The 16,096-nt window shown below is 39.6% G+C and carries 15 protein-coding genes, 3 tRNA genes and 1 pseudogene; 14 read left to right on the forward strand and 5 right to left on the reverse strand.

The window, feature by feature from the left end:
• Window positions 1–12 precede the first annotated feature (12 nt).
• Window positions 13–378, forward strand: a complete 366-nt coding sequence (gene erpA / locus FIT61_RS00230) for an iron-sulfur cluster insertion protein ErpA (protein WP_139872837.1) — start codon at window positions 13–15, stop codon at window positions 376–378.
• 7 nt (window positions 379–385) lie between these two features.
• Here the strand turns inward: erpA and gltA are convergent, their stop codons facing one another.
• Both gltA and FIT61_RS00240 read right to left on the reverse strand, forming a co-directional pair.
• A complete protein-coding gene (gene gltA / locus FIT61_RS00235; protein WP_139872838.1) occupies window positions 386–1,669 on the reverse strand; it encodes a citrate synthase in 1,284 nt (427 codons plus the stop codon).
• 67 nt (window positions 1,670–1,736) lie between these two features.
• Window positions 1,737–2,873 (reverse strand): anhydro-N-acetylmuramic acid kinase, encoded by a 1,137-nt coding sequence (locus FIT61_RS00240; RefSeq protein ID WP_244925194.1) that lies wholly within the window; start codon window positions 2,871–2,873, stop codon window positions 1,737–1,739.
• 69 nt (window positions 2,874–2,942) lie between these two features.
• Between FIT61_RS00240 and tyrS the strand changes: the two genes are divergently transcribed.
• From tyrS to pnp, 8 genes are all read left to right on the forward strand, one after another.
• A complete protein-coding gene (gene tyrS, locus FIT61_RS00245) occupies window positions 2,943–4,142 on the forward strand; it encodes a tyrosine--tRNA ligase (protein ID WP_139882471.1) in 1,200 nt (399 codons plus the stop codon).
• A gap of 143 nt (window positions 4,143–4,285) precedes the next feature.
• On the forward strand, window positions 4,286–4,726 hold the full coding sequence (gene rimP, locus FIT61_RS00250; RefSeq protein ID WP_139872840.1) for a ribosome maturation factor RimP: 441 nt from the start codon (window positions 4,286–4,288) through the stop codon (window positions 4,724–4,726).
• A 22-nt stretch (window positions 4,727–4,748) separates the two neighbouring features.
• Window positions 4,749–6,215 (forward strand): transcription termination factor NusA, encoded by a 1,467-nt coding sequence (gene nusA, locus FIT61_RS00255; protein ID WP_139872841.1) that lies wholly within the window; start codon window positions 4,749–4,751, stop codon window positions 6,213–6,215.
• Between the two features lie 39 nt (window positions 6,216–6,254).
• Window positions 6,255–8,753 (forward strand): translation initiation factor IF-2, encoded by a 2,499-nt coding sequence (infB, locus tag FIT61_RS00260; RefSeq protein ID WP_139872842.1) that lies wholly within the window; start codon window positions 6,255–6,257, stop codon window positions 8,751–8,753.
• A gap of 2 nt (window positions 8,754–8,755) precedes the next feature.
• Window positions 8,756–9,103 (forward strand): 30S ribosome-binding factor RbfA, encoded by a 348-nt coding sequence (rbfA, locus tag FIT61_RS00265; RefSeq protein ID WP_317615595.1) that lies wholly within the window; start codon window positions 8,756–8,758, stop codon window positions 9,101–9,103.
• A gap of 9 nt (window positions 9,104–9,112) precedes the next feature.
• Window positions 9,113–10,015: a tRNA pseudouridine(55) synthase TruB gene (gene truB, locus FIT61_RS00270; protein ID WP_139882472.1), complete on the forward strand. Its 903-nt coding sequence runs from the start codon at window positions 9,113–9,115 to the stop codon at window positions 10,013–10,015.
• A gap of 67 nt (window positions 10,016–10,082) precedes the next feature.
• Window positions 10,083–10,352 (forward strand): 30S ribosomal protein S15, encoded by a 270-nt coding sequence (gene rpsO / locus FIT61_RS00275; protein ID WP_139872844.1) that lies wholly within the window; start codon window positions 10,083–10,085, stop codon window positions 10,350–10,352.
• A gap of 176 nt (window positions 10,353–10,528) precedes the next feature.
• On the forward strand, window positions 10,529–12,658 hold the full coding sequence (pnp, locus tag FIT61_RS00280; protein WP_139882473.1) for a polyribonucleotide nucleotidyltransferase: 2,130 nt from the start codon (window positions 10,529–10,531) through the stop codon (window positions 12,656–12,658).
• A 69-nt stretch (window positions 12,659–12,727) separates the two neighbouring features.
• Here the strand turns inward: pnp and dksA are convergent, their stop codons facing one another.
• From dksA to folD, 3 genes and pseudogenes are all read right to left on the reverse strand, one after another.
• On the reverse strand, window positions 12,728–13,090 hold the full coding sequence (gene dksA / locus FIT61_RS06805; protein WP_244925231.1) for an RNA polymerase-binding protein DksA: 363 nt from the start codon (window positions 13,088–13,090) through the stop codon (window positions 12,728–12,730).
• A 126-nt stretch (window positions 13,091–13,216) separates the two neighbouring features.
• Window positions 13,217–13,477: pseudogene (locus tag FIT61_RS06810) on the reverse strand (hypothetical protein); the annotation flags it as partial.
• 98 nt (window positions 13,478–13,575) lie between these two features.
• Window positions 13,576–14,430 (reverse strand): bifunctional methylenetetrahydrofolate dehydrogenase/methenyltetrahydrofolate cyclohydrolase FolD, encoded by an 855-nt coding sequence (gene folD / locus FIT61_RS00290; protein WP_139882474.1) that lies wholly within the window; start codon window positions 14,428–14,430, stop codon window positions 13,576–13,578.
• 135 nt (window positions 14,431–14,565) lie between these two features.
• Here folD and FIT61_RS00295 point away from each other — a divergent pair, with 135 nt between their 5' ends.
• The 5 genes from FIT61_RS00295 (at window position 14,566) to FIT61_RS00315 (ending at window position 16,069) form a co-directional block, all read left to right on the forward strand.
• Window positions 14,566–14,865, forward strand: a complete 300-nt coding sequence (locus FIT61_RS00295) for an EF-hand domain-containing protein (RefSeq protein WP_187351802.1) — start codon at window positions 14,566–14,568, stop codon at window positions 14,863–14,865.
• Window positions 14,866–14,939: 74 nt separating this feature from the next.
• Window positions 14,940–15,016, forward strand: a tRNA-Pro gene (locus FIT61_RS00300).
• Between the two features lie 63 nt (window positions 15,017–15,079).
• Window positions 15,080–15,156, forward strand: a tRNA-Arg gene (locus FIT61_RS00305).
• A gap of 16 nt (window positions 15,157–15,172) precedes the next feature.
• Window positions 15,173–15,248 (forward strand) — tRNA-His (locus FIT61_RS00310).
• A 74-nt stretch (window positions 15,249–15,322) separates the two neighbouring features.
• A complete protein-coding gene (locus FIT61_RS00315) occupies window positions 15,323–16,069 on the forward strand; it encodes a HesA/MoeB/ThiF family protein (protein ID WP_139874015.1) in 747 nt (248 codons plus the stop codon).
• Window positions 16,070–16,096 lie beyond the last annotated feature (27 nt).

Here is a 16,096-nt window from a genome sequence, read left to right on the forward strand (position 1 = left end):
GGAGTAAATATTATGAATCAAATCGTTGAATCAAAAGAAATGGAAATGCCAACCCCACTTATTTTTACAGATAATGCTGTAAAGAAAGTAAAGGAATTGATTGAAGAAGAAGGTCAACCAGAGCTCAAACTTCGAGTATTTGTGAGTGGTGGTGGATGTTCGGGTTTTCAGTATGGATTTACATTTGAAGAAGCAATCAACGAAGACGACACGCAAGTAACAAAAGATTCTGTCACTTTGTTGATTGACCCCATGAGCCTGCAATATTTAATGGGTGCTGAAATTGATTATCAAGATAGCGTTCAAGGCTCACAATTTGTCATTAAGAATCCAAACGCACAAACAACTTGTGGTTGCGGTTCTTCTTTCTCAGCTTAAAACGGATTTAATTTTTAGGGACGTCACGTCGAGGTTTACCTGTGTAAACTTGGCGTGGTCGGCCAATTTTACTTCCAGGTTGACCTAGCATTTCATTCCATTGAGCAACCCAACCTGCCGTTCTTGCAAGCGCAAACACCGCAGTAAACATCGAATTAGGAATTCCCATAGCGCGCATCACTATGCCAGAATAGAAATCTACATTTGGGTATAGTTTTTTCTCAATGAAGTATTCATCCTCAAGTGCAATTTGTTCTACTTTCATGGCAAGTTTGAAAATAGGATCATCTTTCAAGCCAAGTTCATCAAGGACTTCATAGCAAGTCTTACGCATGATTTCTGCACGAGGATCTTTATTGCGATAAATGCGATGGCCAAATCCCATCATACGGAAAGAATCATCTTTATCTTTTGCGCGTTTAATGAATGCGCCAATTCTACTTTCATCCCCAATTTCTTCGAGCATTTTTAAAGTAGCTTCGTTCGCGCCGCCATGTGCTGGGCCCCAGAGAGATGCAATGCCTGCAGCAATACATGCAAAAGGATTAGCTCCTGATGAGCCCGCAAGCCTTACTGTAGAAGTGGATGCATTTTGTTCATGATCTGCATGAAGAATTAAAATGCGTTCAAATGCTTTAGCAAGAACTGGATTAGGTTTATATTCTTCACATGGTGTTGCAAACATCATGCGCATAAAGTTTTCTGCATAACCCAAATCATTTTTAGGGTAAATAAAAGGTTGGCCTAAGCTATATTTGTAACTCCATGCCGCGATAGTAGGTACTTTAGCTAATAGCTGATGCGCAGATATTTGACGATGTTCAGGATTCATCACATCCATGGCATCAAAATAAAATGCAGACATTGAGCCTACAACCCCTACCATGACTGCCATAGGATGAGCATCACGTCTAAATCCACGGAAAATATTATTTAATTGATCGTGGAGCATGGTGTGACGATTAATGGTTGTTGAAAATGTTTCTTTTTCTTGAGGCTTGGGTAATTCACCATGCATTAATAGGTAAGCAACATCTAAAAAATCGTAATGTTCTGCTAGTTGCTCAATAGGGTAGCCACGGTATAGAAGAAGACCTTTCTCTCCATCAATAAAAGTAATTTCAGAGCTGCAAGAAGCAGTCGACATAAAACCGGGGTCATAACTAAAGACTTGATGAGCACCTAATTGACGGATATCAATGGCGTCGTTACCCATAGTGCTTTTTACCAAAGGCAATTCTAAGGATGTTGATTCTTGATCAAAGTTTAATGTGACTTTAGTTGATTTCATTTTTGAAAAATAAAATTAATTATTAAATGAATTATAACTTTTCACGACACTTTTGCTAGCGCTATCTTTATGCAGGATAGAGTGCACCTAAAATGCGTAAGCCTTTAGCCCCAGTGACTTCGGGTAAGTTGCCTGGTTTTGAAAATAGCATTTGTTTTGCAAGCCATGCGAATGCTGCGGCTTCAACATATTGTGTAGGTATACCAAGCAGATCTGAGGGTTGAATTTTAATTTTGGGCATTAATGCTTTTAATCGTTCAACCAAGAAACTATTTAAAGCACCACCACCACATAAATATATTTCAGTGATGTTTGCAGCATGCGTATCTATTGCTTTTGCAATGCTTAATGCCGTGAGTTCCAAAAGCGTTCTCTGGATATCTTGTGTTGAGTAAGATTTTTGTAGGTGTTTATTAAGCCACGATTCATTAAAGTGATCACGGCCGGTACTTTTGGGCGCAGTTTTTTCAAAATAAGCGTCTTTAAAAAAAGCACCAAGGAGTGTTTCAATAATTTTACCCTCTTTAGCCCATACACCATTCTCATCAAATGCTTGATTTCGATGCGTCTTGCTCCAGTGATCTAATAAAATATTACCAGGGCCCGTATCAAAACCTGACACAGTAGCTTTAGGATTTAATAGAGTGACATTAGCAATTCCGCCAATATTAAGAATGGCACGATAAGTGGTTGGATGTGAAAAAATTTCTTGATGAAATGCGGGTACCAATGGCGCACCTTGTCCACTTGCTGCAACATCTCGACTTCTAAAATCAGCAATCACATTGATATTGGAAAGCTCAGCTAAAAGTGCAGGATTTCCAATTTGCAAGGTGAAGCCTTTTTGGGGTTGATGCCGAATGGTTTGCCCATGAAATCCAATGGCTCTGATATCTTTGGATACGATATTTGTTTTTTTAAGCAAAGCTTCAATCGCTTCATAGGCTTTTTTGCTAACTGTGTTGCCTATGACGAGACTTTCTTCAAGCTCATTAGTATTTGGTGAATGGAGTCTTAATAAAGCCATTTTGAGTTTATCCTCATAGGGCACATAGCTATGACCCATAATTTTGATGTCTTGAGATTTTTCACCAAAATTGACAAGCACTGCATCCATGCCATCAAGGCTGGTGCCGGACATAAGACCTATAAATAATTCATTCATGTGTGAGATTGTAAATGGTTTATTTCCGCTATTTTCCATATTGGTAAAATAATTTAGGCTAAAATGATGGCAATTATTAAACTTCAATAAAACCATTCGGAAATATTTGTGGCTACTGAAATCAATCAAGCATTAGCGCTCATTAAAAGAGGCGCTGAAGAAATTCTTCTAGAAGAAGAGCTTCTTGAAAAACTCAAAAAAGGCAAACCTTTAAGAGTTAAAGCTGGCTTCGATCCTACAGCCCCCGATCTTCATTTAGGCCATACCGTTCTATTAAATAAACTTAGACAATTTCAGGATTTAGGCCACCACGTTTTATTTTTAATTGGTGACTTCACAGGGATGATTGGGGATCCCACAGGTAAAAGTGCGACACGACCCCCTTTGTCTCAAGATGAAGTTAAAAAAAATGCTGAGAGTTATGCCGAGCAAGTTTTTAAAATATTAAAACGTGATCAAACCGAAGTAGTTTTTAATTCAACATGGCTTACCGATTTGGGTGCTGCCGGTATGTTGAAATTAGCGGCAAGCCATACAGTCGCACGAATGCTAGAGCGTGATGATTTTAGTAAGCGATATAAAGCTAACCAGCCTATCGCTATTCATGAATTTTTATATCCCCTTCTTCAAGGTTATGACTCTGTGGCATTAAAAGCAGATGTGGAATTGGGCGGTACTGATCAAAAATTTAATTTATTAATGGGTCGCGAATTACAAAAACAATCAGGTCAATCTCCGCAATGTGTTATTACGATGCCACTTCTCGAAGGCTTAGATGGCGTGCAAAAAATGTCTAAATCGCTAGGTAATTACATTGGGATTAATGAAGCACCTGAGATAATTTTTGCAAAAATTATGTCAATTTCAGATGAATTAATGTGGCGATATATTGAGTTACTTTCTTTTGCAACTTTGGATGAGATTCAAAGCTGGAAAGCAAACGTAGAGGCAGGTCAAAATCCTCGTGATATCAAAGTTACTTTTGCTCAAGAAATTGTGGCGCGATTTCATTCAAAAGAGGCCGCTATCGAAGCGCTGGATAATTTCCAAACTCGCTCTAAAGGTGGCATCCCAGAGAATGTGCCTGAGGTAAACATCACTATTCAAACTGATACGATAGGTATTTTACAGATTCTTAAAGAGGCGGCCCTTGTGACGAGCACTTCAGAAGGCATGCGTCTTATTGAGGGCGGTGGTATTAAAATTGACGGCGAGCGCCTTGAAGATGGCAAAAAAATGATCTCTAAAAATAGTGAATTTGTAGCTCAAATAGGCAAACGAAAATTTGCCAAGATTAAAGTGCTTTAACGTGATGGATCGCATTGATTTTTAATGAAGTTTTGATTTCAATTATCTGAATTTATTGATATAATTCGGCATGAAAATATTGATGGGCTTTAGGCCCATTTTTTGTTTCTGCAACTTGGGTAATTTTAGGAAATCAGCCTTAGATGGAAAAGCTTGAGACATTAATTGAAAAAACCGTACAACAGCTCGGATACGAGTTGGTCGATTTGGAGATTTCAAATCGAGGAAAGCTTTTACGTGTTTATATTGACAAGCCTGATTCTGTGACGATTGATGATTGCACTTTAGTGAGCAACCACCTAGGTCACGTATTTACCGTAGAGCAGGATTTAGATTACGACAGACTAGAGGTGTCATCCCCTGGTATGGATCGCGTATTAAAGAAATTAGCTGATTTTGAACGCTTTAAAGGTGAGCGAGCTTCTGTGAAGTTAAGGATGCCTCTAGATGCGCGTAAAAATTTTTTAGGCACCATTGATGGGACAGAAAAAGATACTGTGCTTTTGATGTGCGAGGGTGAGCTTTATCGTTTTGCTTTATCAAATATTGATAAAGCGCGATTGAGCCCAGAATTTAAACGTTAGAAAATGATTTGCGGAGATTGAAATGAGTCGCGAGATTTTATTATTAGTAGATGCTTTAGCCCATGAAAAAAATGTGAACAAAGACGTGGTCTTTGAAGCACTTGAATCAGCCTTGGCTTCTGCTACAAAGAAAAAAAATACAGAAGATATTGACGTGCGTGTCGAAATCAATCGCGATACGGGCGAATATAAATCTTTTAGACGTTGGACGATTTTGAATGATGAGCTTATTGAAAATGAAGATGCTCAGATCTCTTTGACTGATCCTCGTGCAGAAGGCAAAGCTGAAAACGATACGATCGAAGTACCTTTGGAATCTATTGAATTTGGACGAATTGGCGCACAAGCGGCAAAACAAGTGATCTTACAAAAAGTACGTGAAGCTGAAAGAGAGCAAATTTTAGAAGACTTCTTAGGCCGTAATGAAAAATTAGTGACAGGTGTGATTAAGCGTATGGATCGCGGCAATGGCATTATTGAAGTGGGCCGCATTGAAGCAGTGCTTCCGCGCGATCAAATGATCCCTAAAGAAAATTTACGAATCGGTGACCGCGTAAGAGCTTATCTTACAAGCGTTGAAAGAAGTCACCGCGGACCACAATTGATTTTATCCAGAACAGCACCTGAATTTCTTGTTCGTTTATTTGAACTTGAAGTACCTGAAATTGAAGAAGGTTTATTAGAAATTAAATCTGCGTCACGTGATCCAGGCTTACGTTCAAAAATTGCCGTAAAAGCAAACGATCAAAGAATTGATCCGGTAGGCACATGTGTCGGTATGCGTGGATCAAGAGTTCAAGCAGTGACGGGTGAACTTGCGGGTGAGCGTGTTGATATTGTTTTATGGTCTATGGAGCCAGCACAGTTTGTGATTAATGCCATGGCACCTGCTGAAGTTTCAAGCATTGTAGTCGATGAAGAAAAACACAGCATGGATGTTGTAGTGAATGAAGAAAATTTAGCGCAAGCGATTGGTCGAAATGGACAAAACGTTCGTCTTGCATCTGAACTCACAGGTTGGAATATTAATATTCTGACGGAAGAAGAATCTTCTAAGAAAAATGAAGAGGAATATGCAAGTACAAGTCAATTATTCATGGCGAAACTTGATGTGGATGAAGATGTGGCTGATATTCTTGTGCAAGAAGGATTTAGTACATTAGAAGAAATTGCATATGTACCATTACAAGAAATGGTTGAGATCGAAGCATTCGATGAAGACACAGTGAATGAACTTCGTTCACGTGCGAGAGCTGCTCTTCTTACTGAAGCGATTGCTAAAGAAGAAAAAGTTGAAGAGGCAGCTGAAGACTTACTTACGATGGAAGGTATGGATGACGCTACGGCAAATCTCCTTGCATCCAAAGGCATTTCAAAAATGGAAGATCTTGCAGATCTTGCTGTAGATGAATTGGTTGAAATGACTTCAATGGATGAAGAGCGTGCGAAACAGTTAATTATGACTGCTAGAGCGCCTTGGTTTGTTTAAAGGCATGTGCATCCTTCGATGAATATTATGAGGTATTAAATGGGACAATCAACTGTCACTAAATTTGCTGAGGAATTAGGATTGCCTGTTGATTTATTAATCGAACAGCTTAAAAGTGCTGGCGTAAATAAATCAGCAGCAGAAGATTCATTAACCGAAGTAGATAAATCAGCATTGCTTGAATATCTTCGTAAGGAGCATGGTCAATCTCAAGCGCCAAAAAATAAAATCACTTTAACGCACAAGCAAAACAAAGAGATTAAAAAAACAGATAGCACAGGACGCGCTCGCACCATTCAAGTTGAAGTCCGTAAAAAACGTGTTCTGGTAAGACGTGAAGATGGACAGCCTGTTGATACACCTATTGAAGCGCCTAAGCCTATTGAGTCAGTTGCGAAACCTCAAGCAAAAGGTCATGTGCTTGGTGAAGACGAATTATCGATGAGGGAAGATGAAGCTAAGCGTCATGCGGCCCTTGCTGCAGCGCAAGCTGAAGACGTTAGAAAAAAACAAGAAGCGGTTGCAAAAGCAAATGCAGCCCCAGCAGCCAAATTAAGTGAAGGCACACTGCATCGCCCTGCTTCAAAAGCTGGCGTTAAAGTGGAAGGTAAAGACAAACAAGTTGATAAGAGCGAGAAGGATTGGTCTGATCGCGAATTTAAAAAACGTACACTGAAAGGCCGTGGTGATTCTAGCGCTGCTTCAGGATGGCGCTCACCTAAATCAAAATCAAAACATCGCGAAGAGAATGAAGAGTCAACATTTGTGGCGCCCACCGAACCGATCGTTCGGGAAATTCACGTACCAGAAACGATTTCAGTGGCTGACTTAGCGCATAAGATGTCAGTGAAAGCTACCGAAGTGATTAAGGTGCTCATGAACATGGGCATGATGGTAACAATCAATCAAATTCTAGATCAAGATACTGGAATGATTGTGGTCGGTGAAATGGGTCACAACGCGATTGCAGCTTTAGATAACGATCCTGAAGCGTTGATTGATCAAGACTCAACAGTAGAGGCTATTTTAGAAATGCGTCCTCCAGTCGTGACTGTCATGGGTCACGTGGATCACGGTAAAACATCACTTCTTGATTACATTAGAACAACACGCGTAGCTTCTGGCGAAGCAGGCGGCATTACACAACATATTGGTGCATATCACGTGGAAACACCACGTGGCATGGTGACTTTTTTAGACACACCAGGCCATGAAGCATTTACGGCAATGCGCGCTCGCGGCGCTAAAGCTACCGATATTGTGATTTTAGTGGTGGCAGCAGATGATGGAGTCATGCCACAAACTATTGAAGCGATTCATCATGCAAAAGCAGGTAATGTTCCGCTTGTAGTTGCAATTAATAAAATTGATAAACCTGAAGCAGCTCCAGAGCGCGTGAAAATGGAGCTCGTTGCGCAAGAAGTGGTACCTGAAGATTTTGGTGGCGACACCATGTTCGTGGAGGTCTCAGCAAAATCAGGACAAGGTATTGATAAATTGCTTGAGTCAGTTCTTCTTCAAGCTGAAGTGTTAGAGCTCAAAGCACCTAAAAATACGCCAGCTAAAGGCATCGTGATTGAAGGCCGTTTGGATAAAGGTCGTGGCCCTGTTGCAACTATTCTTATTCAATCAGGCACATTACAACGCGGTGATACATTATTGGCTGGATCAGCTTTTGGTCGTATTCGTGCGATGCTCGATGAAACAGGTAAAGAAATTAAAGAAGCAGGACCTTCGATTCCGGTTGAGGTGCTGGGTCTAGCAGACGTTCCGAATGCAGGCGAAGAAGTTGTGGTATTAAATGATGAACGCAAAGCGCGTGAAATTGCTTTATTCCGTCAAGGTAAATTTAGAGATGTGAAATTAGCAAAACAACAAGCTGCAAAACTCGAAAATATATTTGATCAAATGGCTGAGGGTAGCGTCAAAGTGTTACCACTCATTATTAAATCCGATGTACAAGGTTCTTACGAAGCGCTATCTACATCACTCCAAAAATTATCCACAGATGAAGTTAAAGTGAATGTGATTCACATGGGTGTGGGTGCAGTGACGGAGTCTGATGTGAACTTAGCAAGCGCATCAAAAGCAATTTTAATTGCTTTTAATGTAAGAGCAGAAGCAGGTGCACGTAAATTAATTGATTCACTCGAAGTTGATGTTCACTATTACAGTATTATTTATGAAGCAGTGGATCAAGTGAAAGCGGCGCTTGGCGGATTGTTATCTCCTGAGCAAAAAGAAAGCGTTATTGGTATGGTTGAAATTCGCGAAGTGTTCAAAATTTCTAAAGTGGGTTCGATCGCCGGTTGTTATGTTCAAGATGGTGTGATTCGAAGAAATTCAATGGTGCGGGTCTTAAGAAATAACGTTGTGATTCATTCAGGCGAACTCGATTCATTGAAACGCTTCAAAGATGATGTCAAAGAAGTTAAAAATAATTTTGAATGCGGACTCTCTATAAAAAACTTTAATGAAATTGAAGTGGGCGATATGCTCGAAGTATTCGAAGTGGTTGAGGTTGCTCGTAAGCTTTAACCATGGTGAATCGATCTTATGCGAGAAGTGATCGCATTTCAGAGCAAATTAAGCGAGAACTCGCAGAGCTTATTCAATCAGAACTCAAAGATCCTGCAGTAGGAATGCTGACCATTACTGAAGTCCAAGTGACTCCTGATTTACTTCACGCTAAAATATATTTTACATCCCCCACTAATGATCCTTTGATCATGCAAGGCCTAGAGCGCTCCACAGGATATTTACGTGCCCAATTATCAAAGCGCATGGCAACACGCGGCATACCCCAACTTCATTTTGTGTACGATACGTCTATCGATGAGGGTATGAAAATTTCACAACTCATTAAAGACGCACTCCCTCCCCAGTAATTTATTTCTATGCAAAAGAAGTCTTCGAAGCGCGAGATTGATGGCGTTTTTCTACTCGATAAGCCGCTTGGTTTTTCTTCAAATCAAGCGTTAAAAAAAATTCAATGGTTGTTAAATGCAAAAAAAGCAGGACACACAGGCACCCTTGATCCGATGGCTTCAGGACTTTTGCCTATTTGTTTAGGTGAGGCTACAAAATTTTCTCATCGTCTTCTTGATGCCAATAAAACTTATATCGCAACGATTCAATTGGGCATCACTACTACAACGGGAGACCAAGAAGGGGCTGTAGTTTCAGACAAAGAAGTTGTCTTAAATGAAGCTCAATTAAATGATACATTAAAAAAATTTATAGGTGAGATTACACAAATACCGCCTATGTATTCTGCGCTGAAATTTGAAGGAAAACCCTTGTATGAATATGCAAGAGATGGGATTGAAATTGAGCGGAAATCTCGACAAATCAAAATTTACGACATCAAGCTTATAAAAATTGAAGAGAGCATCATCACTATTGAAGTTGCATGCAGTAAAGGCACTTACATTAGAACCTTGGCAGAAGATATTGGGCAGACATTGGGATGTGGTGCCCATTTAAAGGGTTTAGTAAGGACCCAAACAGGTAATTTTCAATTATCAGATGCACTCTCAGTCGAAGCACTTGAGGCTATGTCTATGGCGTCACGAGAAAAATCACTCATACCCATTGATGCTTTACTCGAAGATTTATTATCGGTCGAATTAACTGTGGCCGAAACGGAAGCGATTAAAAAAGGGCAAAGTATTGATTTTATTGGTAAAAATGAGAAAGAATTACGCTTATATAGTGCTACAGGTCAATTTGTAGGCGTAGGCCAGCCCGACCTTGAGGGGCGCCTTTTTCCTAAGCGCTTAATCGCAAATATATTATAAAAAACATATTGTTAAATCAAAAGAATACAATTAAAATACGCGGTTCTGAATGAGGAGAGAAGATTAAATGGCATCAACAGCAGCAGAAAGAGCCAAAGTTGTAAGTGAATATCAACAGGCAAAGAACGACACGGGATCCCCAGAAGTGCAAGTTGCACTTATCACAAGTCGTATTGGTTATTTAACAGAACATTTCAAAACCAATGCAAAAGACCATCACTCACGTCGTGGACTTTTAGCGCTTGTAAGTCAACGCAGAAAATTATTAGATTACCTCAAGGGTAAGAATTTAGGTCGCTATCAATCATTGATTGAGCGTCTTGGTTTACGTAAATAATTTTTTAACTATTTAAATTAATTAGTTTAAGAGATTTATTGATTCGTAAGTTTTGAAGCCGATTGCAATCCTTCTTTAAAGAAAGATGCGTCGGCTTTTTTATTGGATGTTAAATGTTAGTTAATGTATTCGTTATTAAGAAGTGAATAATGAATGAAAAAAGAAAAGGGTAAATTATGTTTAAAGCAATTAAGAAAAGTATTCAATTTGGTGCGCACACCTTAACACTTGAAACAGGTGAGATAGCAAGACAAGCAGATGGCGCAGTATTAGTTAGTTATGGTGATACAGCAGTGTTAGTTACAGTCGTGGGCAAACACGATGTTAAAGAAGGTCAAGATTTCTTTCCACTTACAGTTGATTATCAAGAAAAAACATACGCTGCAGGTAAAATTCCTGGCGGTTTTTTCAAACGAGAAGGACGTCCAAGCGAAAAAGAGACACTCACTTCGCGTTTAATTGATCGTCCATTACGCCCTTTATTTCCAGAAAGTTTTTACAACGAAATTCAAATCGTTGCGATGGTTGTTTCATCTGACAGTGAAATTGATTCTGATATTCCAGCAATCATTGGCGCTTCAGCGGCACTCGCTATTTCCGGTATTCCATTTTATGGACCGATTGGCGCAGCGCGCGTAGGTTACATTAACGAGGAATATGTTACCAATCCGACAGCTTCGCAATTAAAAGACAGTGAACTTGACCTCGTAGTTGCGGCGACAGATTCAGCTGTATTGATGGTGGAATCAGAAGCAAAAGAACTACCTGAAAGCATCATGTTGGGTGCCGTACTTCATGGCCACAAAGAAATGCAAGCTGTGATTAAAATGATTAATGAGTTAGCTAAAGAAGTAGGTAAAGAGCCGTGGGATTGGGTTGCACCAGAACCAGATAAAGCACTCATTAAAAAGATTCATGATTTAGCAGCAAAAGATGTTCATGCTGCATTTCAAATTAAATCAAAAGGCGATCGCTCAGCAAAACTAGAAGAAATTAAAAATAAAGTATTCGCAGAATTGATTACTGAAGATACAGATACGATCGAAACAAACAAAATTAAAAATGAATTTTTTAATTTAGAAGCAAAAACAGTACGCACACAAATTTTAGATGGTGAGCCACGTATTGATGGTCGAGATACTCGCACAGTAAGACCGATTGCGATTAGATCAAGCGTTCTTCCAAGAACACATGGTTCAGCATTATTCACGCGTGGAGAAACACAAGCGCTTGTAGTAGCCACATTAGGCACAGGCCGTGATGAACAATCGATTGACGCACTGCAAGGTGAGTATTCAGATCGCTTCATGCTTCATTACAATATGCCTCCATATGCAACCGGAGAAACAGGACGTGTAGGAACACCTAAGCGTCGTGAAATTGGTCACGGTCGACTCGCTAAGCGTGCATTGATTGCTGTATTACCTTCTAAAGAAGATTTTAGTTACACAATTCGTGTCGTTTCAGAAATTACAGAATCTAATGGTTCAAGTTCTATGGCTTCTGTATGTGGCGGCTGTCTAGCTTTAATGGACGCTGGCGTTCCGATTAAAGCGCACGTTGCAGGTATTGCTATGGGCCTTATTAAAGAAGGTAACCGCGTTGCAGTTCTGACAGATATCTTAGGTGATGAAGATCACTTAGGTGATATGGACTTTAAAGTGGCGGGCACTGAAGATGGTATTACAGCGCTTCAAATGGACATCAAAATTACAGGTATCACGACTGAAATTATGCAAGTGGCATTAAGCCAAGCTAAAGAAGGACGTGAACATATTTTAGCGATTATGAAAAAAGAAATGAAAGGTAGCCGAAAAGAGTTATCTACATTTGCACCAAGAATTATTACTGTGAAAATTCATCCAGATAAAATTCGCGAAGTGATTGGTAAAGGCGGATCAGTGATTAAGGCTTTAACTGAAGAAACAGGTGCGACTATCGATATTGAGGATGACGGCACGATCAAGATTGCTTGTGTCGATGGTTTACAAGGTGAAGAAGCTAAACGTCGTATTTTAGAAATCACAGCAGAAATTGAAGTAGGTCAAATCTACGAAGGTACTGTGATTAAGATGTTAGACTTTGGTGCCATTGTATCTCTCCTTCCTGGTAAAGACGGCTTACTTCATATTTCACAAATTGCACATCAACGTGTAAATGCAGTGACCGACTTCTTGTCTGAAGGACAAAAAGTTAAAGTGCAAGTGATTGAAGTGGACGATAAGGGTCGTGTTCGTGTAAGTGCAAAAGCATTGATTGAGCCACCTCCTGCTGAAGAAAAATCTGAAAGCAAAAAAGAAGACTAGTTGTTTTGAAGAAATTTAAGATAACAAAAAACCCGGGATCTCCCGGGTTTTTTTATTTCAATAGTTTGATTAGCCTGCCATCTGTTTTTCACGGATTTCATCAAGTGTTTTGCAATCAATACAAAGCGTCGCTGTAGGACGCGCTTCCAAACGCTTTAAGCCAATCTCTTCGCCACAGCCAGTGCAATAACCATAATCTTGGCTTTCGATATTTCTTAAGGTCTCATCTATTTTTTTGATAAGTTTACGTTCGCGATCACGGTTTCTGAGTTCAAGTGCCATATCAGACTCTTGACTTGCACGATCATTAGGATCTGCATATGAAGTGAGTTCATCTTGCATAGTATGAACTGTGCGATCGATATCCTGACTTAATTCTGTTTTCCATTCATTAAGGATTGTGCGGAAATGATTAAGTTGGCTTTTACTCATATAGTTCTCGCCCTTTTTAGCCTCATAAGCTCTAAATTGTTTTAAGCCTTTTTGAGACGAGCTAACTACTTTTTTAGATTTAAGCGGAACAATTTTTGCAGGTATAGGCTTCTTAGCAACAACTTTCTTAGCTACTACCTTTTTAGGGGCTGCTTTTTTAACCACTACTTTTTTAGCTGCCGGTTTTTTCTTAGCTACCACTTTTTTTACTGGAGCTTTTTTCTTAGCAACAACTTTCTTAGCTATTACTTTCTTGGCCGCTACCTTCTTAGGAGCTGCTTTTTTAACCGCTACTTTTTTAGCTGCTGGTTTTTTCTTAGCTACCACTTTTTTTACTGGAGCTTTTTTCTTAGCAACAACTTTTTTAGCTACTTTTTTAACTGCCATTTTTTTAATCCTAAAGTAAAAACAAATGAAAATAATCGCGAAAGTTTACACTGATCGACTATGAAAGCAAGATGTAATTGAGGTATTTTTCTGACTATTTATAGGGCAGACAACTTTTGTGCGAGAAGCGTATTTCCCATTAACGTAGCCACCGTCATAGGTCCCACTCCTCCTGGAACGGGCGTAATAAAACCAGCTCTTGTTTTAGCGATATCAAACTCAACATCTCCTACTATTTTTCCGTCATCAAGCCTACTGATACCAATATCAATCACTATGGCACCAGGCTTAATCCAGCTACCTTTTATAAGCCCAGGTATCCCCACTGCTGCCACAACAATATCTGCCAATTCAATTTTTTGCTGAAGATGTTGAGTATGACGATGACATATCGTCACGGTACAGCCAGCTAAAAGAAGTTCTAGACCCATAGGCCGACCAACATGGTTAGATGCACCAACCACTATTGCATCAAGCCCTCTTGTTGGGAGCTGAGTGGCCTCGATAAGCTTCATCACACCGAAGGGTGTGCAAGATCTTAATTGAGGTTGTCTTACGGCTAAGAGACCAATATTTTTGGGATGGAATCCATCCACATCTTTACGCGGCGAAATGGTTTCAAAAATGACATCATTGTTAATGTGATCCGGTAAGGGCGACTGAACTAAGATGCCATCAATATTGGCATCATTATTTAATGTTTCAATAAGTGTGATAAGTTCTTTTTCAGACGTCGTATTAGGCAAATCATAAGCAATCGATTTCACGCCAATTTTTTCACAAGCTAAACGTTTATTCCTAACATAGATGGAAGATGCAGGATCAGAACCCAAAAGAATGACCGCTAAACTGGGATTTCGAATGCCTTTTTTTAATCTCACATCAATTTCTTGTTTAAGAACTTGAAGAAGATTTTCAGCAACTGTTTTTCCATCAATTATCTTGGCTGACATGGATTGATCTATGAGTATAAAAACAACATTTTAACATATTGGACTTTTAACTATGTTTCATAAGGACTGAATCTTTTGTAAGAAGAGTCGTCGAAGAGTATGATTAATCTTGATTATTTTTTAAGGGAGTTAAAAATGATGAAAAAAAGTTTTTGGTTAGTTTCATTGGCATTAATTTTTGGGTTCAATACACCTATTTTTGCAGACCATGACGGCACGGGCGAGCATTGCAAGATGCATACAAAAAAATCATTTGATGAAGCGGATATTGATCGTGATGGAACGCTTGATCGTGAAGAAGCCAAAGCCGTTTGCAAGGAAGATTTCGATCTTATGGATAAAGATCATGACGGGACATTGACCAAAGATGAGCTCAATGCATGCAAAGGTAAGAAGGGTAAGTCAGGCCATAAAAAAGCCGCTAAAGCTACGTAAATAGAAGAAATCATGGGGCCCAAGCCACCCCTTTGATTTGACCTAAACCCTTAATTAGGCTATATTCTCGCCCTCGGGGTGTAGCGTAGCCTGGTAGCGCGCCTGCTTTGGGAGCAGGATGTCGGGAGTTCGAATCTCTCCACCCCGACCAGATTTAGCATCTTACTTACTATAGAAAAAAAGGATTTTCTGTAACACGCTTTGTGTTGTTAAGCTGCCCGTAGCTCAACTGGATAGAGCACCAACCTTCTAAGTTGGGGGTTACAGGTTCGATTCCTGTCGGGCAGGCCAATTTCATAGTTCATTGGTGGCTGTAGCTCAGTTGGTAGAGTCCAGGATTGTGATTCCTGTTGTCGTGGGTTCGAGCCCCATCAGCCACCCCAGTTTTTAAATGCATTGAATCCACAGTTAATTGACGATATAGTCATTTCAACTTTAATTAATGTTTAATGCATTCATGGACGATCAGCAACTTCTCCGATATAGCCGTCATATTTTATTGCCTGATATTGAGTATCAAGGGCAAGAAAAACTTCTTCATAGTCATATTCTAATTGTAGGTGCAGGCGGTTTAGGTGCGCCCATTGCAATGTATTGTGCCGCCGCCGGTATTGGAAAAATAACTATATGTGATTTTGATGATGTAGATTTAAGTAACCTTCAAAGACAAATCATTCATGACACACAATCCGTAGGTATTAATAAAGCTTTTTCCGCAAAACAATTTATTCAATTACTTAATCCAGATATAGAAGTGATTGCAGTGACAAACAAACAAACTGAAGCAAGCATGAAAGTGATTGCAAAAGATGTCGATGTCATTATTGATGGCTCAGATAATTTTGCTACACGTTATGCACTTAATCGAATTGCAGTGGAGTTAAAAAAGCCTTTAGTTTCAGGCGCTGCTGTAGGATTTGAGGGTCAGATCAGTGTCTTTGATATGAGGCATGATAAGAGCCCTTGTTATCATTGTTTATTCCCTGATACAGGTGATCGCAATGAAACACGCTGTGCTGACAATGGTGTTTTTTCTCCTACCGTTGGTATGATTGGTACTTCGCAGGCTGCTGAAGTGATGAAAATTATTTTAGGTATCGGCGAGTCTTTAGAGGGCCGCTTACTATTGCTAGATGTGAAATCGATGCAATGGAAAAATATTCAACTTAAAAAAGATCCTTCCTGCCCCGTATGCTCTAAGTGATTTTTTATGGCAGACATCTGCCATGAG

This window comes from Candidatus Methylopumilus rimovensis, from assembly GCF_006364615.1.
GTDB classification, from domain to species: domain Bacteria; phylum Pseudomonadota; class Gammaproteobacteria; order Burkholderiales; family Methylophilaceae; genus Methylopumilus; species Methylopumilus rimovensis.